General features: G+C 61.8%; 16 protein-coding genes and 1 pseudogene. 8 read left to right on the top strand and 9 right to left on the bottom strand.

Annotated elements, in window-relative coordinates:
* Window positions 1-103: 103 nt before the first annotated feature.
* Together N2597_RS10750 and N2597_RS10745 are read right to left on the bottom strand one after the other, a co-directional pair.
* The gene (locus N2597_RS10750) at window positions 104-862 is read right to left on the bottom strand and encodes an alpha/beta hydrolase (RefSeq protein ID WP_183597577.1); all 759 of its coding nucleotides are present in this window, start codon (window positions 860-862) and stop codon (window positions 104-106) included.
* Window positions 863-915: 53 nt separating this feature from the next.
* Window positions 916-2,691, bottom strand: a complete 1,776-nt coding sequence (locus N2597_RS10745) for a cytochrome c biogenesis protein DipZ (RefSeq protein WP_183597579.1) — start codon at window positions 2,689-2,691, stop codon at window positions 916-918.
* 359 nt (window positions 2,692-3,050) lie between these two features.
* On the opposite strand from N2597_RS10745, the gene N2597_RS10740 reads away from it, so the two are divergent.
* The 7 genes and pseudogenes from N2597_RS10740 (at window position 3,051) to N2597_RS10705 (ending at window position 11,775) form a co-directional block, all read left to right on the top strand.
* Window positions 3,051-4,103, top strand: coding sequence for an alpha/beta fold hydrolase (locus N2597_RS10740; protein ID WP_183597581.1), 1,053 nt, complete (start codon window positions 3,051-3,053; stop codon window positions 4,101-4,103).
* A 226-nt stretch (window positions 4,104-4,329) separates the two neighbouring features.
* The gene (locus N2597_RS10735) at window positions 4,330-5,070 is read left to right on the top strand and encodes a response regulator (RefSeq protein WP_077989283.1); all 741 of its coding nucleotides are present in this window, start codon (window positions 4,330-4,332) and stop codon (window positions 5,068-5,070) included.
* Entirely contained in the window at window positions 5,067-6,389 is a 1,323-nt protein-coding gene (locus N2597_RS10730; protein WP_096769455.1) for an ATP-binding protein, read from the top strand. The genes N2597_RS10735 and N2597_RS10730 overlap by 4 nt, the downstream gene beginning before the upstream one ends.
* Window positions 6,390-6,574: 185 nt before the next feature.
* A complete protein-coding gene (locus N2597_RS10725; protein WP_009993038.1) occupies window positions 6,575-6,991 on the top strand; it encodes an organic hydroperoxide resistance protein in 417 nt (138 codons plus the stop codon).
* Window positions 6,992-7,218: 227 nt separating this feature from the next.
* Window positions 7,219-7,853: pseudogene (maiA, locus tag N2597_RS10720) on the top strand (maleylacetoacetate isomerase).
* A gap of 348 nt (window positions 7,854-8,201) precedes the next feature.
* On the top strand, window positions 8,202-9,713 hold the full coding sequence (locus N2597_RS10710) for an ATPase domain-containing protein (protein WP_096769457.1): 1,512 nt from the start codon (window positions 8,202-8,204) through the stop codon (window positions 9,711-9,713).
* Window positions 9,697-11,775 carry an ATP-binding protein gene (locus N2597_RS10705; RefSeq protein WP_183597583.1) on the top strand — a complete coding sequence of 693 codons (2,079 nt, stop codon included), beginning with the start codon at window positions 9,697-9,699 and terminating at the stop codon, window positions 11,773-11,775. Before N2597_RS10710 ends, N2597_RS10705 begins: the two co-directional genes overlap by 17 nt.
* On the opposite strand, the gene mobB is transcribed toward N2597_RS10705, so the two are convergent.
* From mobB to N2597_RS10690, 3 genes are read right to left on the bottom strand one after another with little or no spacing between them, the layout of a single operon-like run.
* Window positions 11,772-12,293 (bottom strand): molybdopterin-guanine dinucleotide biosynthesis protein B, encoded by a 522-nt coding sequence (gene mobB, locus N2597_RS10700; protein WP_096761844.1) that lies wholly within the window; start codon window positions 12,291-12,293, stop codon window positions 11,772-11,774. The two genes, N2597_RS10705 and mobB, sit on opposite strands and share 4 nt — an antisense overlap.
* Window positions 12,290-12,919 (bottom strand): molybdenum cofactor guanylyltransferase MobA, encoded by a 630-nt coding sequence (gene mobA / locus N2597_RS10695; RefSeq protein WP_077989279.1) that lies wholly within the window; start codon window positions 12,917-12,919, stop codon window positions 12,290-12,292. Before mobA ends, mobB begins: the two co-directional genes overlap by 4 nt.
* A 10-nt stretch (window positions 12,920-12,929) precedes the next feature.
* The gene (locus N2597_RS10690) at window positions 12,930-13,838 is read right to left on the bottom strand and encodes a DMT family transporter (protein ID WP_183597585.1); all 909 of its coding nucleotides are present in this window, start codon (window positions 13,836-13,838) and stop codon (window positions 12,930-12,932) included.
* A 339-nt stretch (window positions 13,839-14,177) separates the two neighbouring features.
* Here N2597_RS10690 and N2597_RS10685 point away from each other — a divergent pair, with 339 nt between their 5' ends.
* Entirely contained in the window at window positions 14,178-14,942 is a 765-nt protein-coding gene (locus tag N2597_RS10685; protein WP_183597588.1) for an SDR family oxidoreductase, read from the top strand.
* 218 nt (window positions 14,943-15,160) lie between these two features.
* Here N2597_RS10685 and N2597_RS10680 read toward each other — a convergent pair whose 3' ends face one another.
* The 4 genes from N2597_RS10680 to N2597_RS10665 all read right to left on the bottom strand — a co-directional run bounded on the left by N2597_RS10680 (window position 15,161) and on the right by N2597_RS10665 (window position 19,423).
* Window positions 15,161-15,943: a glucose 1-dehydrogenase gene (locus N2597_RS10680; RefSeq protein ID WP_077989277.1), complete on the bottom strand. Its 783-nt coding sequence runs from the start codon at window positions 15,941-15,943 to the stop codon at window positions 15,161-15,163.
* 232 nt (window positions 15,944-16,175) lie between these two features.
* Entirely contained in the window at window positions 16,176-16,964 is a 789-nt protein-coding gene (locus tag N2597_RS10675) for an SDR family oxidoreductase (RefSeq protein WP_077989276.1), read from the bottom strand.
* 22 nt (window positions 16,965-16,986) lie between these two features.
* Window positions 16,987-18,465, bottom strand: coding sequence for a sugar ABC transporter ATP-binding protein (locus N2597_RS10670; protein WP_077989275.1), 1,479 nt, complete (start codon window positions 18,463-18,465; stop codon window positions 16,987-16,989).
* Between the two features lie 28 nt (window positions 18,466-18,493).
* Window positions 18,494-19,423: a sugar ABC transporter substrate-binding protein gene (locus N2597_RS10665; RefSeq protein ID WP_183597589.1), complete on the bottom strand. Its 930-nt coding sequence runs from the start codon at window positions 19,421-19,423 to the stop codon at window positions 18,494-18,496.
* Between the last annotated feature and the right edge of the window lie 53 nt (window positions 19,424-19,476).

Raw genomic sequence — 19,476 nt, 5'->3', positions numbered from 1 at the left:
CGAGAGGGGCAAACTGGACTGGCTGTCCCACACTCTATGGGGACAAAAGTTGGATAGGGACGGCATGCGGGCTTCGAGCACCTGCCGCCCCATACTGCCGGTTCTACTCGCCGGCTTTTCTGGCCGCCTTTTCGATGACGTCGGCAACTTTTTCCGGTTGGGATGCGAAGACGGCGTGGCTGGACTTGATCTCCGTCACTTCGCTGCCGGCGCGTTTGGCCATATCACGCTCCAGTTCGGGGTTGATGGAGCGGTCCTCGGTGGCGACAATCGACCAGCTGGGCTTCGTGCGCCATGCGGGTTCCGCGATCTTGGCTGCGAAGGCTTGCTTTGAGGCGAGGACTTGCGACTTTGCCAGGAAATCGGTCTCGGCTTTCGGAAGGTCGGCTGCGAAATCCGCCGCAAAAGCCGCGGGGTCGAGATAGAGGTATTTGCCATCCTTCGTCTCCTTGATGTCCATGCTGCCGGCCGGCTTCGAGCTGGCGAGGCTCAGCAGGCTTTCGCCCTGGTCGGGCTGGAACGCGGCGACATAGACGAGGCCGGCGACATGAGGATCGTTGCCGGCCTCGGTGATCACCATGCCGCCATAGCTGTGGCCGATGAGCAGGGACGGTCCTTCCTGGAGGTCGAGAACCCGTTTCGTCGCCGCTACGTCGTCTTCGAGAGAGGTGAGGGGTTCCTGGACGATTGTGACGTTGAAGCCGCGCCTTTCGAGGATCTCTGTCGCCTTGCGCCAGCCCGAGCCGTCGGCCAGCGCGCCGTGGACGATCACGATGTTCTTGACCGAGGCAGCCTCGGCTGCAAATGCGATCCCGGCGGTGGCAAAGGCAAGGGCTGCGATGAAAGTCAGATGCTTGTTCATGGGTTTACTCCTTGTGGTCGATGTTGAAGGTCTTGAAATGGAACGGTGTCGGGTCAGCCGAACGTGAAGGCGTAGGCCTGGACGCCGGGATCGAGGAAGCGGATCTCGAAGTTGCGGGCAGCGACGGTGCCCGACTGCCGCACGAGCTGGTAAAGACGCGTCGCGGTGACCGCGCCGTTGCCGTCGGCATCGATGTCGGAGCCGTGGTCCGGGCCCGGAGACTTGCCGTCGATCTTCACCTGGAAACGGACCGGTTTAGCTTCATCGCCGGGTCCGAGAACCAGATGCAGGTCACGGGCGCTGAAGCGATAGGTGATGCCACCGCCTGCCTGATCGAGCGTTGCCTGATCCTTACCAACGGTCCAGGTTCCCGACAGGCCCCAGCCATTGAGGCTCGGCTTGCTGATCGAGTAGTTCTGCGGAGCATCTGCCTGCAGCCCCTCGGGTGAGCTGAAGTTCGTCGCCTGCTCGTAGCCGAGATAGGTCTCGCCGGAGCGGATGTTGCCGAGATCGGGACCGGCTTCCACGCCCTTTGCATCGGGGGTGACCGGCGCGCTGGCGGTCATTTCACTTCCGGCTTCGCGCAGCAGGTCCTGAATGGCCTTCTCGGTCCTGCCGTAATTGCCTTCGCCGAAGTGGTGGTAGCGGATCTGGCCCTTGGCATCGATCAGGTAGGCGGCTGGCCAGTAGCTGTTCTCGAAGGCGCGCCAGATCTTGTAGTCGTTGTCGACGGCAACGGGATAGCCGATCTTGAAGTCATCGATTGCGCTTTTGACGTTGTCGATCTTCTTTTCGAAAGCGAATTCCGGGGCGTGGACGCCGATCACTACGAGACCTTGATCGGCATATTTTTCCGCCCAGGCCTTGGTGTAGGGGATCGTGCGAATGCAGTTGATGCAGGAATAGGTCCAGAAGTCGACGAGAACGACCTTGCCAGGCAGCTCTTCGGTGGTCAGGGGCTTGGAGTTCAGCCATTCGACTGCGCCGTTGAGCGAGGGCGCATAACCCTCGACCGGCAGATCGCTGCGGAAAGGCTTCTTCGCATCGGCCGCGACGATCGTCGCGTCGTTGCTTGCGAGTTCGGAGGGTGCAGCGGCGAGCTCCTTTGCATGCAGCCGGTCGAGCACGGCCTGTTCCAGAGATGCAGTGCTGGCATAGGAGAGGCGGGACAGCAGGCTGGTGTCGAGGCCGAGGGCGATGATAGCGACACCGGCGAGCACAGCAGCGCCGAGCACCTGGCGAATGCGGTCGCCCAGGCCGAGCGAACGCTTCATGGCGGTGAATATCTTTCCGCCGACCGACAAGGCGACGGCAAGGGAGGTCGCGGCACCGGCTGCATAGGCAGCGAGCAGGAAGCTGGTCTCAAGGTTGGCGCCCTGCAAGGCAGCACCCGTCAGCACGAGGCCGAGGATCGGCCCGGCGCAAGGCGCCCAGAGCAGTCCGGTGGCGACGCCGAGAACGAGGGCGCTCCTGACCGTCGGCGCCGTGCGTCCGCTGCCGCTGGCGTTTACGAGGTTATTTCCCAGATCGACGATCGGACGGGCAAGGGTGCTGGCAAAGCGCGGCGAAAGCAGGCTCACGCCGAAGAGAGCAAGCAGGACAATCGCGGCAAGCCGGCCATATTCATTGGCGCGGATGGCCCAGCTGCCGCCGACCGCGGCAAGGGTGGCAACGAGCGCGAAAGTGGCGGCCATGCCGGCCAGCATCGGCAGCGTGCTTTTGACGAAGGGCTGGCCGGCGCGGGCGAAGACGAAGGGGAGGATGGGGAGGATGCAGGGGCTGAGGATGGTCAGCACGCCTCCGAGATAGGCAATGATCAGAAGTGTCATCATCGTTTCCTCTGAAACCGATTGATCGGACTCTGGACGGCGATGGGCCTGAACCAGCAACGGCGCGATGTAGCCGGGCGGAGGTATCTCCGATGTGTCTGGTTTGGCGGGAAAATGTACCGAACTATTGCGCTGGGGCAGGAGCGATACAAAAGAATACATACTGCCTCATCCGCAGAGGCGGCGGCAATATAGTCGAGGCGGACCCGCGATGCTCTGCGCAGTCAACGCAATTGTATCAGAGTGTATCTGACAGGGCGGAGTCTACATTCGTATTCAAAAACCGCGCCTTTGCGACATACGGGCGATACAAGCCGAACGTCTTCTGAGCACCGTGATCCATTCGACAGGAGAGACCGATGTCCGAGCAAATCGACCACCACCGCCGCCGCTTCTTCGGCATGACAGCCATCGCCCTTGCGGCAGTCGAATTCGGCGTAGCAGGCGCGGTCTCTGCCCAGCCGTCGCCGGCTTCGCCCGCGTCCTTGCCTGATGTGAAGGCCGGAACCCATACGTCCTTCGAAGCGCTGAAGCAGATCAAGACCGACGTGCTCGATATCGGCTATGCCGAAGCCGGGAAGGCGGATGGTCCTGTTGTCCTGCTGCTGCACGGCTGGCCCTATGACATCTATAGTTTCGTCGACGTCGCGCCGCTGCTTGCCTCGGCCGGCTACCGGGTGATCATTCCTTACCTGCGCGGCTACGGCACGACACGTTTCCTCGACGACAAGACCCCGCGCAACGGCCAGCCTTCGGCGCTCGCCGCCGATATGATCGCCCTGCTCGATGCGCTCAAGATCGAGAAGGCGGTAATTGCCGGCTACGACTGGGGCGGGCGGACAGCCAATATCATGGCCGCGCTCTGGCCGGAGCGGTGCAAGGCGATGGTATCGGTCAGCGGCTACCTGATCGGCAGCCAGGCAGCCAACGAGAAGCCGCTTCCGCCGAAGGCCGAACTTGCCTGGTGGTACCAGTTCTATTTCGCCACCGAACGCGGCCGTCTGGGCTATGCCAGCAACACCCATGATTTCGCAAAGCTCATCTGGCAGACGGCCTCGCCGAAGTGGAATTTCGACGATGCGACCTTCGACAGATCCGCCGCCGCCTTCGACAATCCCGACCATGTCGACATCGTCATTCACAATTATCGCTGGCGCCTGGGGCTTGTCGAAGGCGAGGCCAAGTACGACGCCTATGAGAAGAAGCTGGCCGCTTTGCCGATGATTTCGGTGCCGACGATCACCATGGAGGGTGATGCAAACGGAGCGCCGCATCCGGAGCCCTCCGCCTATGCCGCAAAGTTCTCCGGCAGATACGAGCATCGCACGATCGGTGGCGGCATCGGCCACAACCTGCCGCAGGAGGCGCCGCAGGCCTTTGCGCAAGCCTTGATCGACGTCGATCGCTTCTAAAGCACTTCGCGATCTGTCAGATTCGCTTCCCGCGCTTTAGGTCTTTATTTTCTCGCATGTCGTCAACGCAAAACCGCAGCACACTTTTGCGCGACATGCTTAGAGGCGGCATCAAGCCGCAGAGCCTCGTTGCTCCGACCGGCGGAATATGCGTAGGTCGCGTCTGTCGCTTCGGCATCATGGCCGAGGCGGCGGGCGCGGCCATATCGTTGAGGAATAAGCAAATATGGATCATGTCGATCACATCCTGATCGTCGACGACGATCGTGAAATCCGCGAGCTGGTCTCGGGCTATCTGCAGAAGAATGGCCTCAGGACCAGTGTTGCCGCGGACGGGCGCCAGATGCGCAGTTTTCTGGACGCCAATGCCGTCGATCTGATCGTGCTCGACGTGATGATGCCGGGCGATGACGGTCTGGTGCTGTGCCGCGAACTGCGCGGCGGGCGGCACAAGGCGATCCCGATCCTGATGCTGACGGCCCGCACCGACGAGATGGACAGGATCCTCGGGCTGGAGATGGGCGCCGACGACTATCTCGCCAAGCCTTTTGCCGCCCGCGAGCTTCTCGCGCGCATCAAGGCGGTGCTGCGGCGCACGCGCATGCTGCCGCCCAACCTGCAGATCAGCGAGGCGGGACAATTGCTGACCTTCGGCGACTGGCGGCTCGATACGGTTGCGCGCCACCTCCTGGATAAGGAAGGAACGGCGATTGCGCTGAGCGGCGCCGAATACCGCCTGCTGCGTGTCTTCATCGACCATCCGCAGCGGGTGCTCAACCGCGATCAGCTTCTGAGCCTGACGCAGGGGCGCGACGCCGAGCTCTTCGATCGCTCGATCGATCTGTTGGTCAGCCGCCTGCGGCAGCGGCTGGGAGACGATGCGCGCGAGCCGACCTACATCAAGACGGTGCGCAGCGAAGGCTATGTCTTCTCGGTTCCGGTCGAAATTTCGGAGCCGCGCCAATGAGGAGTGCGATCGCCATGCTGCCGGGCCTGATGTGGCCGAGAACACTGCGATCGAGGATTTTTCTCATCCTGCTGATCGGCCTGGCCTTCGCCTACGGGCTTTCCTTCAGCGTTCTCTACATGGAGCGCTACATGTCGGCCAAGGCGGTAATGCTCGGCACGCTGGAGAACGATGTTGCAACATCGATTGCCGTTCTCGACCGGCTCCCGGCAACCGAGCGCGGTGACCTTGTGGACTGGCTGAGCCGCGGCAACTATCGTTTCGAACTCGGGCCCGGTTTGGCCGGCGTGCCCGACGCCTCCAGCAAGGGCAGGGAGATCGCAGGAAAGATAGAGGCGGCCGTCGGGCACCGCTTCCCGATCCGCATTGAACGGATACCGGGCGAAGTCAACCGGCTGCAGGCACATCTGACGCTGAGCGACGGCAGCCCGCTCACCATCGATGTGACGCCAAGGGGCGTCATGCCGATTGCGGAATGGCTACCCTATGTCTTTGCCGTCCAGATGGCGCTGCTCGTCCTCTGTACCTGGTTTGCTGTCCGCCAGGCGATCCGGCCGCTCGGCGAGCTTGCCGCGGCCGCCGATGCCCTCGACCCCGACAAGAACGGTCCCGGTTTGAGCGAGGCGGGGCCGAGCGAAGTCGCGCATGCGGCGAGGGCGTTCAATGCGATGCGGGAGAGGATCGCCCACTACCTCGAGGAGCGTGTGCAGATCCTGGCGGCGATCTCGCATGACCTGCAGACACCGATCACTCGCATGCGGCTGCGGGCCGACATGGCGGAGGATTCGCCCGAGAAGGAGAAGCTAGTGCGCGACCTTGCCGAGATCCAGCGCCTCGTCCAGGACGGCATCGCCTATGCGCGCAGCGCTCACGGGAGCGGCGAAAAGAATGCCCGCATCGATCTCGCCTCTTTTATCGACAGCATAGCCTACGACTATCAGGACACCGGAAAGACCGTCACGGTCGCTGGGCTGGTTGAGGGCGCCGCCTTCACCAGACCGCATGCCCTGCGCCGGATACTGTCGAACTTCATCGACAACGCCCTGAAGTTTGCGGGCTCCGCCGAGATCAGCGTCGGGCACGACGCGGAAAGGCATGTCGTCATATCGGTCATGGATCGCGGGCCCGGAATTCCAGACGATATGCTGGAAGCCGCCATGCAGCCGTTCTTCCGGCTCGAGCAATCCCGCAACCGCGAGACCGGCGGCACGGGCCTCGGTCTTGCGATCGCCCAGCAGCTGACGGCGAAGCTCGGCGGCTCGCTCAGGCTCTACAATCGGCCCGGCGGCGGACTGGCGGCGGAAGTTACCCTTCGGTGATTTTGGACGCCGGGATTTTCCGGCAGTTTGTACGAAAAGATGTCTCGGATACCGGAAGCTACGTTTTGTGACATTTCAGCCGATTTCGGAAACATGCAGGATATATCGGCCGGTCAAAACTCACTTCGTCAACCCGGCCGCAGCAGCGATCTCCTCGCTTACGGCGCCCATATACGGAGTGTTCAATGACAAAGATCGAAAAAGTTCTCTACACCGGCAAGACCCGCACGACAGGCGGGCGCGACGGCGCTTCGCAAAGCGATGACGGGCAGCTCGACATCAAGCTCTCGCCTCCCGGCAGCGCGCGGCCCGGTACCAATCCCGAACAGCTCTTCGCCGCAGGCTGGTCTGCCTGCTTCATCGGCGCGATCGGCATTGCCGCCGGCAAGCTGAAGATCAGGCTACCCACTGATACGGCTGTGAACGCCGAAGTCGATCTCGGAACGACGGAGGGCGACTATTTCCTGCAAGCCCGTCTCAAGGTCAGACTGCCCGGCATCGAAGCGGATGTCGCGAAGGCGCTTGTCGACGAGGCGCACCGGACCTGCCCCTATTCGAAGGCGACACGCGGCAATATCCATGTGGAGCTGAGCATTGCCTGACCGGCAGACGCCGAAGGAACAGGGCGAGGCTGTCGGGCCTCGCCGCTGGAGGATTTCATGAGATTGATGATCGTCTGCGTTCTGGGAGCGGCGGTGTTTGCCGCGCCCTGCATTTACGACATACGCTCGCAGGAGCCTTCGCCCCTCGCGGGCCTTGTGACGGCGGCATCGGCCGCGTCTTCCGCGGAGGGGTTGCCGCTCCTCCGCGACCATAAGGGAGAAAGACAATGAAGCTTTACCAGAACGAAATTTCCTCGGCGACATCGAGGGTCCGATTGCCCTCGCCCTGAAGGGGCTGACGGCGGAGGCGTTGCCGGTCACCATTCTCGGCGAGGAGGCAGAAAGCCGGCAGGCCGGATACCGCAGCGTCAATCCTCAGGGGCTGGTGCCGGCCCTGCTCACCGACGGCGGCGTCCTCGTCACCCAGTCGCTGGCCATCATCGAATATCTCGATGAGATCCAGCCTGAACCGCCGCTGCTGCCCGACACGGCGGAAGACAGGGCGCAGGCGCGGTCCATCGCGCTTGCGATCGCGGCCGAAATCCATGCGCTGCTGCCGCCGCGGATCGGCCTGCATCTCAAAACCGCCTTCAAAGCTGATGCCGACTCGATTGCGGCATGGGGCCGTCACTGGGTCGGCGAAGGAATGGCCGCTGTGGAGACGATGATTGCCAGCCGCAGGCGTGGGGCGTTCGCGGTCTCCGATCAGCCTGGCATTGCCGACATATTCCTCTTCCCGCAGGCGATCAGCGCCAGGCGCATGGGGTTCGATCTCGCGCGGTGGCCGAACATCGCCGAGATTGTCGGCAGGCTGGAGGCGTTACCGGCTTTTCAGGAGAATGCGCCGGCGCCGAGGAAATGACGTTATCGGTGAGGACGCGGCCGCAACGGATTGCGGCCATTTCCGTCTCAGCGGTTGACCCTAGCCTGCAGCTGGGACGCCGTGCAGGCCTATCTTGAGGACGGGCAACTGGTGCGGGTGCTCGAAGTCCAGTGTCCGCCGTTTTCCGAGTAGCATCTTGATTATCCCTCCGGCTGGCATGCATCGGTGGCCTTTGTGGTCGTCGCCGATGCGCTTCGGTATCGAGGGTAGAGACTTATATTTAGCCCTGTGGGCGGCGCGTTGAAGCAGTGTCAGGTCATAGCGCGCCTGCCGTTTGACATTCCACCCTTCACCACTAATTCAAAGTGAAAATGAAGGAAACAATGAATGAATACTGCTATTCCTGCCGCGAAAGCTCGGACCGGAGTGTCCGGTTTGGACACAATTCTGGCAGGGGGCCTTTCCGCCGGCCACGTGTTTCTACTCGAGGGAAATCCAGGGGCTGGAAAGACCACTATTGCACTGCAGTTTCTGATTGAAGGCGCGCGGCTTGGCGAGCGCGGGCTCTACATCACGCTCTCGGAAACCGAGAGCGAATTGCGAGCTGGAGCCGCGTCGCACGGCATGATCATCGATGGCAATATCGAAGTCTTTGAGGTCGTGCCCCCGGAAAGCCTGCTGGATTCCGACCAGCAGCAGAGCTTGCTTTATTCGTCAGACCTTGAGCTCGGGGAGACGACCAAGGAAATTTTCGCCGCGTTCGAGAGGGTTCGGCCAAGCCGTGTCGTTCTTGACAGCCTGTCGGAGATAAGGCTGCTGGCGCAAAGCTCGCTGCGCTACCGCCGGCAGATCCTTGCGCTCAAACATTACTTCGCCCGGCAGGGGGCGACCGTGCTTCTGCTCGACGACCTGACGTCAGACGTCCTCGACAAGACGGTTCACAGCGTCGTACATGGGGTCATCCATCTCGAGGAACTGGCGCCCGGCTACGGCTCCGAACGGCGACGCCTGAGGGTCATAAAATATCGCGGCCAAGCCTTCCGCGGTGGTTATCACGATTTCACCATTCAAACCGGCGGCGTCGTCGTATTCCCCCGCCTCATTGCATCAGAGCACAGGACGAGTTACGCCCGTGACGATGTTTCGAGCGATATTGCGGAACTGGACCTTCTGTTGGGCGGCGGACTCGAGAGGGGCTCCAGTACGCTCATTCTTGGGCCGGCCGGGACCGGGAAAAGCACTTTTTCGTTTCAATTCCTTGCCGCAGCGATCGGGCGGGGAGAGAAGGCGGCGGCCTTCATTTTCGATGAAGAGCTTGGCTTGCTTTTCGGGCGGCTGAAGCTGCTTGGAATCGATCTGGAAGCGATGAGGGACGCTGGCCTTGTTCATATCGAGCAAGTGGATGCCGCCGAATTGTCACCCGGCGAATTTGCGCATCGTGTGCGGGACTGCGTCGACAAGTCAGGCGCCAAAACCGTCATCATCGACAGCATCAACGGATATCAGGCTTCGATGCCGGATGAGAATTCGTTGATCCTCCACATGCATGAGCTACTGCAATATTTGAACAGACAAGGCGCAAACACCTTCCTCACCGTCGCCCAACACGGGTTGGTCGGTGACATGAAGGCGCCGGTCGACGTCACCTATCTTGCCGATACCGTCATTCTGCTGCGCTATTTCGAGGCGGCGGGAAGGGTACGACGCGCAGTATCGGTGATCAAGAAGAGGACCGGATTCCACGAGGATACAATCCGGGAATATCGCATCGGCGCGGCGGGCCTGACATTCGGAGGACCGCTTGTCGGATTTCAGGGAGTGCTGCGCGGCGTTCCGGAATTTGTTTCAGACACCGCGTCGCTTATGTCGCGCGATAGCGGGGATGGCGGCAATTCCTAATTCCGGTCAACCAAAGGCGCTGATCTACGCACCGACCGGACGCGATGCTCTGGTGGCGGCATCCCTGGTGAACGAAGCCGGCGCAACAGCGGTTACTGCTCAGGACCTTCCGATGTTCGCGGCATTGCTTGATGACGATGTCGCCTTCGGCATCCTGACGGAGGAGGCTGTTCGCTCAAGTGATCTGAAGCCGATCGCTGCCTGGATTTCGTCTCAGCCGAGCTGGTCTGATCTGCCGTTCATCGTGCTCACCACGCGGGGCGGCGGGCCGGAGCGAAATCCAGCTGCTGCCAGGCTTTCCGAGGTCCTTGCCAATGTTACCTTCCTGGAGAGACCTTTTCACGCCACATCATTCATCAGTATTGCCAGGACGGCGTTGAGGGGACGGCTGCGACAGTACCAGGCGCGCGCCCATCTTGAGGCTCTCAGCGAGGGAGAGCGGCGGCTGCAGGGCGCGCTTGCTGCCGGCCGCCTCGGTGCATGGGAACTCGAACTATTCTCAATGAGATTATCGGCCTCCGATACCTGCAAGGCGATCTTCGGCCGAGGTCCGAACGAGGAATTCACTTATCCCGATTTGATTGCGAGCATCCATCGCGATGATCGAGAGCTCGTTCAGACAAACCTAGATTGGACGATCGAAACAGGACGCGATTATTCGGTCGAACACAGAACGATCTGGCCGGATGGATCGCTGCATTGGGTGGAGGTGCATGCGCAGCTTTATGCCGACAGATATGGCTCGGCGAAGAAGCTCGTCGGCGTTTCCTCCGATGCCACGGCCCGCAAGACCACCGAGGAGAACCTCAGACGACTGAATGAGAGCCTCGAAGAGCGGGTGAGGGAACGGACCGGCGAGGTGCATGCTGCCCATCGGAGCTTGCTCGAGGAGGTAGCTCAGAGAGAACAGGCCCAGGAGCAGCTTCGCCATTCGCAGAAAATGGAAGCGATCGGCCAACTGACCGGCGGCGTCGCGCATGATTTCAACAATTTGCTGATGGTCGTTCTCGGCAATCTCGAACTGCTCGGTAAGCATGTAACGGGAGATCGGAAAGCGTCGCGGCTGGTCGAAGGCGCCGTTCAGGGCGCTCGCCGCGGGGCGGCCCTAACACAGCGTCTGCTGGCTTTCGCCAGACGGCAGGATCTTCAGGTAAAGCCGGTCGATCTGGTCGAACTGGTATCCGGAATGAACGACCTCTTGCGTCGCTCGGTGGGATCGTCAGTCAGCATCGAAACCCGGCTGCTGCCGGGGCTGCAGCCGGCACTGGTCGATGCCAACCAGGTCGAACTGGCGCTGCTCAACCTTGCCGTCAATGCGCGCGATGCGATGCCGGATGGAGGCGTGCTGTCGATCTCGCTGCGCGAAGAACAAGTCGTAGGTGACGCCGGCGACCTCGACGGGGGGCCCTATCTCGTCCTCAGCGTGACCGACAACGGCAGCGGGATGGACGCGGAGACGCTGAAGAAGGCCGTCGATCCCTTCTTCTCGACCAAGGAGCTCGGAAAGGGCACTGGCCTTGGGCTCTCAATGATTCACGGCCTTGCCGTCCAGCTCAATGGCGCGCTGCGCCTGACGAGCAAGCTCGGCGTGGGAACGACTGCCGAATTATGGCTTCCCGCAACCGAACGGCGCCCTGAGCAGCCGGCTGAAACCGATTTGCCTCTCCCGCAAACCGCATCGAAGCTAAAAATCCTTTTAGTCGACGATGATACGTTAATTGCCATGAGTTCGGTCGAGATGCTTGAAGATCTCGGCCATGAAGTCGTCGAAGCAAATTCCGGCTCGCAGGCGCTGGAGCTGATCAGGACCGGCGGACATTTCGACGTGATGATTACTGACTATTCGATGCCGGGCATGACCGGCGCGCAGCTTGCCCAGGCGGTGCGGACCATTCGGCCGACACTGCCGATCGTGCTGGCAACGGGTTATGCCGATCTTCCTGCCGGCGCCGAGGTCGACCTTCCAAGATTGGGAAAGCCGTACAACCAGGATCAGCTCGCAAGGGAAATTCACAAGGCGATGGCAAGCGACACGGACATGCCCCTCAAATCAGCGAGCTAGCTAACGCCGGCCTCAAGACCGAGAATCTCAGCGATGAAATCGGCAATAGCGGCGGTGTCGTCGAGGTTGAAGACAGGCAGGGCCGTATCGGTGACGGGATGATCGGCAGCAATCGCCGCGATGTGAGGATCGTCAGGCGCGAGCGGCGTACGGTTTGCGGCTTCCAGGCGGCGGGCTTCGATCTTCGGGATCGGCTCGCGCTTATAGCCTTCGATCAGAACGAGATCGCAGGGGGCGAGACGGGCGAGGATTTCCTCGAACTCGGGTTCGGGCGCGCCGCGTAGCTCATGCATGATCGCGTAACGCGTGCCGGAAACGATGGTAACCTCGTGGGCGCCGGCCTGGCGGTGGCGGTAGCTGTCGGCGCCGACCTTGTCGATATCGAAATCATGATGGGCATGCTTGATCGTCGAGATCCTGTAGCCGCGGCGCGTAAACTCCGTCACCAGCCGGACGGCGAGGCCGGTCTTGCCCGAGTTCTTCCAGCCGGCGATGCCGAAGATTTTGGGTGCGGTCATGCGCGAAGGGCCTCCAGCCAGCGTTGCGCCTCGACAAGATCGTCCGGCGTGTTGATGTTGAAGAAGGGATCGAGAAGGCTGGCGCGGGTCGGATGAAGCGGAAACGCGACTTCCGTAACGTCATGCCGCAACAGGAAGTCGCGCACGCGGCGTTTCTCGTCGTTGGCGATCCAGGCTTCGAGATCGGCGGCGAGCGTCACCGGCCAGAGCCCGAAAACGGGATGGCTGCGGCCTTCGGAGGCCGCGATGGCGATCTGCGACGGGCGGTCGAGCGCTGCTGCCAGCCGGGCGACGAGGTCGGCGGGGAAGAACGGGCAATCCACCGAGACGGTGACGACATGGGTGATCCCGGGAAGGCCGGCGGCATAGAGCATGGCCGCGTGAATGCCGGCCAATGGCCCGGCCTTGCCGGGAAGACGGTCGGGCACGACGGGCACATCTTCTGCAGCGGCATCGGCATTGACGGCGACGGCGGCGACCTGTTGCGAGAGGCGGCTCAGGACATGGTGCAGCAGGCTTTCGGCCCCGAGAATCACGTTCGCCTTGTCGCGGCCCATGCGCTGTGAGCGGCCGCCGGCCAGCACGACGCCTGCTATTTCGGATCTGTCGAGCGAGAACTCCGTCATCAATCCTGCCTCAAACCGGTGAGCGCGGCGCGGATTCCGGAGCGATCGGCGGCACACGGCGCTTGGCTTCACGATAGAACGTATAGAGGCCGGAGGCGATGACGATTGCAGCGCCCAGGAGCGTCCAGCTGTCGGGCACTTCGGCGAAGAAGAAAAAGCCGAGCAGCGAGGAAAAGATCAGGCTGGTATAGCGGAAGGGCGCGACGAAGGAGATTTCGCCAGTGCGCATGGTGAGAATGACCGACTGGTAGCCGACGAGCACCAGCACTGAGGCGAGCAGCAGATGCCCTAGCGACGTCGCGCTGACCGGTTGCCAGCCGCCGAGCATCGGGATGAGCAAAGCGCCGAAGAAGGAGGCGGAGATGGCGGTGATGACCGTGATCATCAGCGAGGGAATCTCCGGATCGATCGAGCGGGTGGCGAGATCGCGGCTGGCCGTCGTCAGCACCGCGCTGACGCAGAGGAGGGCGGCGGCAGTGAAGCCTTCGGGGCCGGGACGGATGATGATCATCACCCCGACGAGGCCGACCAGGATCGCCAACCAGCGCCGCCAGCCGACCGGCTCGTTGAAGAACAGCGCGGCACCGAAGGTGACGACCAGCGGCAGCGACTGCAGGATCGCCGAGGCATTGGCGATCGGCATCATGCCGAGCGCGGTGATATAGGTGACCGCCGACAGCATCTCGCAGATGATCCTGAAGATGATCATCGGCTGCAGCACAATGCGCCAAGAGCGCAGCGCGCCCATTTTCCAGGCGATCAGATAGACGAGCACGCTGGTGAACAGGCCGCGCAGGAACATGATCTCGCCGGCATTCATAGAGGCGATCACCGATTTGGAGAGAGCGTCGCTCGCGGAAAAGCCGGCCATCGCCAAGCTCATATAGATGGCGCCCTCAGTATTGCGTGACCGCGGCATGAAGAGATTCCCATTACCTGTGCGCCCCTTCTTAGTCGGGAAGATACATCAAGGGAATCGAATGAATGCCACACCGCGGATAAATCGTTGATGCAGCGCACAATGGTGCCGACGTTGCGGCAAGTGAATGATTGAAAACCGCGGCAAGTGAAGGTTTGCAATGTGAATTCCGGTACTTCCAATGCGTATCGATGCTTCCGTCCTCCATCGGCGATCGAGCTGATCGCCGACCGAGAACATCGATTGCCGGCGGTTTTCGTTTGTGGGCACGGGAAACGGGTGGCTGCATCGCCTGATGTTTGAGATTTGGGATGCCTCGACAACTGAGGAGATACGGACATGACACTTCTGAACGACAAGGTCGCAATCATCACAGGCGCGAGCTCCGGCATCGGCCGCGCGGCGGCGAAACTCTTTGCGCGAGAGGGTGCGAAGCTCGTGGTCACGGGACGGCGACAGGAGGCGCTCGATGCCGTCGTCGGCGAAATCGAGGCGGGGGGCGGGCAGGCCGTCGCCATATCGGGCGATGTCAAGGACGAGGCGTTGCAGGCAAGGCTCGTAGATACGGCGGTTTCGCGTTTCGGCAAGCTCGATATCGCGTTCAACAATGCCGGCGGCGTCGGGGAGATGGGACCAGTGGCGGAGCTGTCGCCGGAGAGCTGGCGCGAGACGCTCGAGACCAACCTCACCGCCGCCTTCCTCGGCGCCAAACACCAGTCGGCGGCGATGGGAAAAGGTGGATCATTGATCTTCACCTCAACCTTCGTCGGCCACACTGCCGGCATGCCTGGCATGGCTGCCTATGCGGCGAGCAAGGCCGGGCTAATAGGTTTCGTGCAGGTGCTCGCCGCCGAACTCGGACGGCAGAACATCCGCGTCAACGCCCTGCTTCCCGGCGGCACCGATACGCCGGCCAGCATTACCAATGCGCCCGACGCGACGTCGGAAGTCCTGGCTTTTGTGGAGGGGCTGCATGCGCTGAAACGTATGGCCCAGCCTGAGGAGATCGCCAATGCCGCATTGTTCCTGGCGTCCGATATGGCGAGCTTCGTGACAGGCACGGCGATGCTCGCCGATGGCGGGGTTTCGATCAGCCGGACGTAGGGTGGGCGAGGGTGGGATCGGCCTGTTGCCGGTCGAGCCACCCGCCCTCGTCCTTCGAGGCTCCGGCCCGCGGCCTGCACGCCTCAGGATGAGGGCTGATTGTGGTGCCATGCGGCTGCGGCTTTTGGTGCGACAAGCGCTACAGGCCTCTCTCCGACCTCATCCTGAGGTGCCCCAAATGGGGCCTCGAAGGACGAGGTCGGCCACCGTCCCTGGGCTCAGGACATAATCAACCCACCGTCGACATTGATCGTCTGGCCGGTGATGTAGGCGGCGTCGTCGCTGGCGAGGAAGGTGACCAGGCCGGCGACATCTTCGCCGGTTCCGGCACGCTTCATCGGAATGCCTTCGACCCATTCCTTCATCAGTTCGCCGGGGGCGTAGTTGCCGAGGAGCTTGCCCCAGGCCTGGTCGTTATAAGCCCACATGTCGGTTTCGATGATGCCGGGGCAGAAGGCGTTGACGGTGATGTTGTCGGTCGCGACTTCCTTGGCGAGGCTCTGGGTGATGCCGACGACGCCCATTTTCGAGGCGGCGTAGTGCGGCGTGTAGATGAAGCCGTCGCGGGCCTGACCGGAGGCGGTGTTGATGATGCGGCCGCCGCGCTTGTGCTTGCGCATTCTGGCAATGGCCTCCTGGGCGCAGAGGAAGACGCCCTTGGTGTTGACGGCCATGACCTTGTCCCACTCGTTTTCGGTCATGTTCTCGATGCGGGCGATGGTGATGACGCCGGCATTCTGGATCGAGACGTCAACCGCGCCGAACTCACCCTCGGCGGCATCGTAGAGCGCCTGGACGCTCGCCTTGTCGGTGACATCGCCGATGAAGGAGATCGCCTTGCCGCCTTTGGCCCTTATCGCTTCGGCAACGCCGTGGACCAGATCCTCGTTCGCCGAGACGACGAGATTGGCGCCTTCGCGCGCAAAGCGCTTGGCGATGGCCGCGCCGATGCCGCGGCTGGCCCCTGTGATAACGACAGTCTTGTTTTCGAAGCGTTTCATCCTCTTTCCTTTCAAATATCCCTCGGCGACGGCAATCCGTTCAACGGATGCGCGCGGTCTTGAGCGCCAATGGCGGCGCCGTAGCCTCAGCTCCTTTATCGGCGGGAAGGGCGGGCGGACGACGATATCGCGCCGTCTTGCCCGTTGGTCCCTTCAGCGCCTCGATCTCAGCCAAGGAGGAAGCGAGATCGTTTCAGGTGCCGGTTGCCGGCAGCAAGCTTTCACATCCGCATCACCAGCAGCAGAAACCGCCATCGACGAGAAGATCGACGCCCGTCACGAAACTTGCTGCGTTCGACAGCAGGAACACGGCCGGACCGACCATCTCGTCGACATCAGCCATGCGCTGCATCGGTGTCTGCTCTTCGAAGAGCTTGGTCTGATGAACCATCTCCGGACGGGTATTCATCGGCGTTGCCGTATATCCCGGCGAGATGGTGTTGACGCGAATGCCGCGGTCGACCCATTCCATCGCCATCGACTTCGACATATGGATGACACCGGCCTTGGAGGCGTTGTAATGCGCTTGGCTGAGGCCCCGGTTGACGATGACGCCCGACATGGAGGCGATGTTGACGATGGAGCCGCGCCCATTCTTCAGCATGGCGCGGGCCTCGGCCTGGCAGGAAAGGAATATGCCCTTCAGGTTGATATCCATCAACGTCTGGTATTGATCCTCCTCCATATCTTCCGCCGCGTTCGCATTGGCGATGCCTGCAGCGTTGACGGCCAGCGTCAGGGAGCCGAGATCCGCCTCGGTTCGTGCGACGGCATCGGCAAGCGAGGATTTGTTTATGACATCGGCCGCGATCTCGATCGAACGGCGACCGGCGGCGCGAATATGTTCAGCAGTCTTGGCCAGTCCGTCGTCGGTTCGACGGTCGAGCAGCGCCACATCAGCGCCGCATTGCGCAAGTCCAATGGCAATGCGCTGCCCGATGCCGCTGCCGGCACCGGTGACGATGGCAACCTGGCCGCAAAGATCGAAAAGTTTCGGGGCGTTCAGAGTGATGTCGGACACCGCTCTTCCTTTCTCTGTCTGTTTAGATGGTCGCTAATTCCATGACTGAGACGTCATTTGCCTGGTCACGATCGAGGATGCCTGCCTGCTTGCCCTGGGCAAGCACGAGAATGCGATTGGAAATTCCGAGAACTTCCTCGAGGTCCGAGCTTACGACGATGACGGCCACACCCTGTTTGGCAAGATTGACGATGATGTCGTAGATGCCCGCGCGGGCGCCGACGTCGATGCCTCGCGTCGGTTCGTCGAGCACGACGACCTTGGGATCACGCAACAGCCACTTCGCGATCACCACCTTCTGCTGGTTGCCGCCGGAAAGGTCAGAGGCGAATTGCTCGGCGCGGCCCTTGACGCCGAACTTCGCAACAGCCTTTTCCGCAAACGAGCGCTTGATGCGCGGCGTAATCCAGCCACCGCCCAATTTGTCGAGGTTGGCGTAGACAATGTTCTCGCTGATCCGGTGCCCGACGATCAGGCCCTGCTCCTTGCGGTCTTCCGGAACCATCACGATGCCTTTGGCGATCGCGTCGGCCGGGTCCCGCAGCCTGAGTTCCTCGCCTTCCAGCTTGATCGAACCCGCACTGATCGGGTCTGCTCCCGAAATCGCCCGCACCAGTTCGGTGCGGCCGGCGCCGACCAGTCCGGCGATGCCGAGAATTTCGCCTGCCCGAACCTCGAAGGTAACGTCACGGAAAGAGTTCTCAGGCGAGCTCAGCCCGGACACCTCAAGGACCGGGCGGTCGGTTGGAACCGGCAGGGCAGGGAACAGGCGATCAAGCGGGCGTCCGACCATGCTCTCGACGATCGTTCGCACCGGGGTGGCACTGTCTGAGAATTCCTGCACCCGCTCCCCGTCGCGAAGAACGACGATGCGGTCGGTGATCTGCTTGATCTCTTCCATGCGGTGCGAGATGTAGACGATGCCGACACCTTCCGAGCGAAGCTTGCGAACCTGTTCGAACAGAGCTTCCGTCTCGGCGCCGCCAAGGGCGGCTGTCGGTTCATCGAGGATCAGGAGCTTGGCATTGAGAGCGAGCGCCTTGGCGATCTCGATGAGCTGTTGATTTGCCGTGGAAAGGCCGGCGACCATCCGTGTGGCAGGTATATGAAGGTTCAAGCGAGCGAGCTGGTCCTGGGCCCGGCGGACCATCTGAGCTCGATCGACGACGCCGTTCTTCATCGGCCAGCGTCCGATGAAGACGTTTTCGGCGATCGACAGCTGCGGCAGAAGCTGCAGTTCCTGATGGATCAGGACAACGCCCTTGTCGATCGCTTCGCGTGGGGTGGCCGGGGCATAAGGCTGCCCCAGCCACGTCATCGATCCCTCGGAGGGTGTGCGTGAGCCGGCAATGATGCCTGACAGCGTCGACTTGCCCGCTCCGTTTTCGCCGAGAAGTGCCACCACTTCACCGGGGTAGACGTCCAGGCTGACATTCTTCAGCACCTGGAGCGGCCCATACCACTTGGATATGCCCCTCAGGGAAAGAACGGGATCAGTCACGGCACACCTCCTCAAGACCTCGTTTTCATTATGGATGGTTGGCGATGAAGCCTGCGACGTTTTCCTTGGTTGTCAGCGTGGCATCCAACAGCTGTACCGGCGGTACCTTTTCACCGGCGACAAGCTTGGCGGCGTTTTCGACTGCATCGCGGCCCATTTTCTGCGTCTGCTGCGTCGCCGTCACGTTGAAGACGCCCTTGCTGAGGGCTTCGAGAGCCCCGGTATCGCCGTCGAAGCCGCCGACCACGATCTTCTGCGAGGGATTTGCGACCTTGATCGCCTGAGCGGCGCCAAGCGCGAGACCATCGGCCTGGGCGAAGACGATCGAGACGTCGGGATTTGCCTGCAGCATATTCTGCATGATCTGGAAGCCTTCGTCCTGGCTCCAGATGTTCGAATATTGCTCGGCGACAACCTTCACATCCGGATAGGCCTTGAGCGATTCACCGCAGCCCTTCGAGCGATCGACTTCCGGGGTGGTGCCCTTCTGGCCATGGATGATGACCATCTTCCCCTTGCCGCCGGCTTCCTTCAGAATGTAGTCGCACACTGCCTTGGCCGATGCGACGGAATCCGTTGCAAGGAAAGTATCGCCCGGCGCGCCCTCGGCGTTGCGGTCGACGTTGACAACAGGAATGCCGGCGTTCTTTGCAAGCTTGACCGGAACGGTCGCCGCTGCCGCACCTGCCGGAATGTAGATCAGCGCGTCGATTTTCTGGGTCAGAAGATCCTGGATCTGGTTGACTTGCGTCGGTCCGTCGCCCTTGGCGTCGACCGTGATGACTTCGATGCCGCGCTTCTTGGCTTCGGCCTCGACCGATTGCTTGATCTGGTTGAAGAAGTTTGCCTGAAGGTTGGCAACGGCCAGGCCGAGCTTCTTCAGTTCCGCCGCGTGCACAGGACCGAGCATGAGACCGAGTAGTGCAGCGGACGCGAACATGGTGCGCGCTATTTTCATTGTATTTCCTCCGTTGTTTGATGGAACCCTCGGGTATGTCCTCCCCCTCGGGG

This window comes from Rhizobium sophoriradicis (assembly GCF_025200795.1).
Classification (GTDB): Bacteria; Pseudomonadota; Alphaproteobacteria; order Rhizobiales; family Rhizobiaceae; genus Rhizobium; species Rhizobium sophoriradicis.
This window is presented reverse-complemented; position numbering and strand designations above follow the sequence as displayed.

What these genes read in the sequence shown, in the direction of transcription:
- N2597_RS10735 (WP_077989283.1), top strand. Translation starts at nt 4,330, where the DNA reads ATGGATCATGTCGATCACATCCTGATCGTCGACGACGATCGTGAAATC.
- N2597_RS10740 (WP_183597581.1), top strand. Translation starts at nt 3,051, where the DNA reads ATGTCCGAGCAAATCGACCACCACCGCCGCCGCTTCTTCGGCATGACA.
- N2597_RS10725 (WP_009993038.1), top strand. Translation starts at nt 6,575, where the DNA reads ATGACAAAGATCGAAAAAGTTCTCTACACCGGCAAGACCCGCACGACA.
- mobB (WP_096761844.1), bottom strand. Translation starts at nt 12,293, where the DNA reads ATGACCGCACCCAAAATCTTCGGCATCGCCGGCTGGAAGAACTCGGGC.
- N2597_RS10680 (WP_077989277.1), bottom strand. Translation starts at nt 15,943, where the DNA reads ATGAAACGCTTCGAAAACAAGACTGTCGTTATCACAGGGGCCAGCCGC.
- N2597_RS10730 (WP_096769455.1), top strand. Translation starts at nt 5,067, where the DNA reads ATGAGGAGTGCGATCGCCATGCTGCCGGGCCTGATGTGGCCGAGAACA.
- N2597_RS10690 (WP_183597585.1), bottom strand. Translation starts at nt 13,838, where the DNA reads ATGCCGCGGTCACGCAATACTGAGGGCGCCATCTATATGAGCTTGGCG.
- N2597_RS10705 (WP_183597583.1), top strand. Translation starts at nt 9,697, where the DNA reads ATGGCGGCAATTCCTAATTCCGGTCAACCAAAGGCGCTGATCTACGCA.
- N2597_RS10710 (WP_096769457.1), top strand. Translation starts at nt 8,202, where the DNA reads ATGAATACTGCTATTCCTGCCGCGAAAGCTCGGACCGGAGTGTCCGGT.
- N2597_RS10665 (WP_183597589.1), bottom strand. Translation starts at nt 19,423, where the DNA reads ATGAAAATAGCGCGCACCATGTTCGCGTCCGCTGCACTACTCGGTCTC.
- N2597_RS10685 (WP_183597588.1), top strand. Translation starts at nt 14,178, where the DNA reads ATGACACTTCTGAACGACAAGGTCGCAATCATCACAGGCGCGAGCTCC.
- N2597_RS10745 (WP_183597579.1), bottom strand. Translation starts at nt 2,691, where the DNA reads ATGACACTTCTGATCATTGCCTATCTCGGAGGCGTGCTGACCATCCTC.
- N2597_RS10750 (WP_183597577.1), bottom strand. Translation starts at nt 862, where the DNA reads ATGAACAAGCATCTGACTTTCATCGCAGCCCTTGCCTTTGCCACCGCC.
- mobA (WP_077989279.1), bottom strand. Translation starts at nt 12,919, where the DNA reads ATGACGGAGTTCTCGCTCGACAGATCCGAAATAGCAGGCGTCGTGCTG.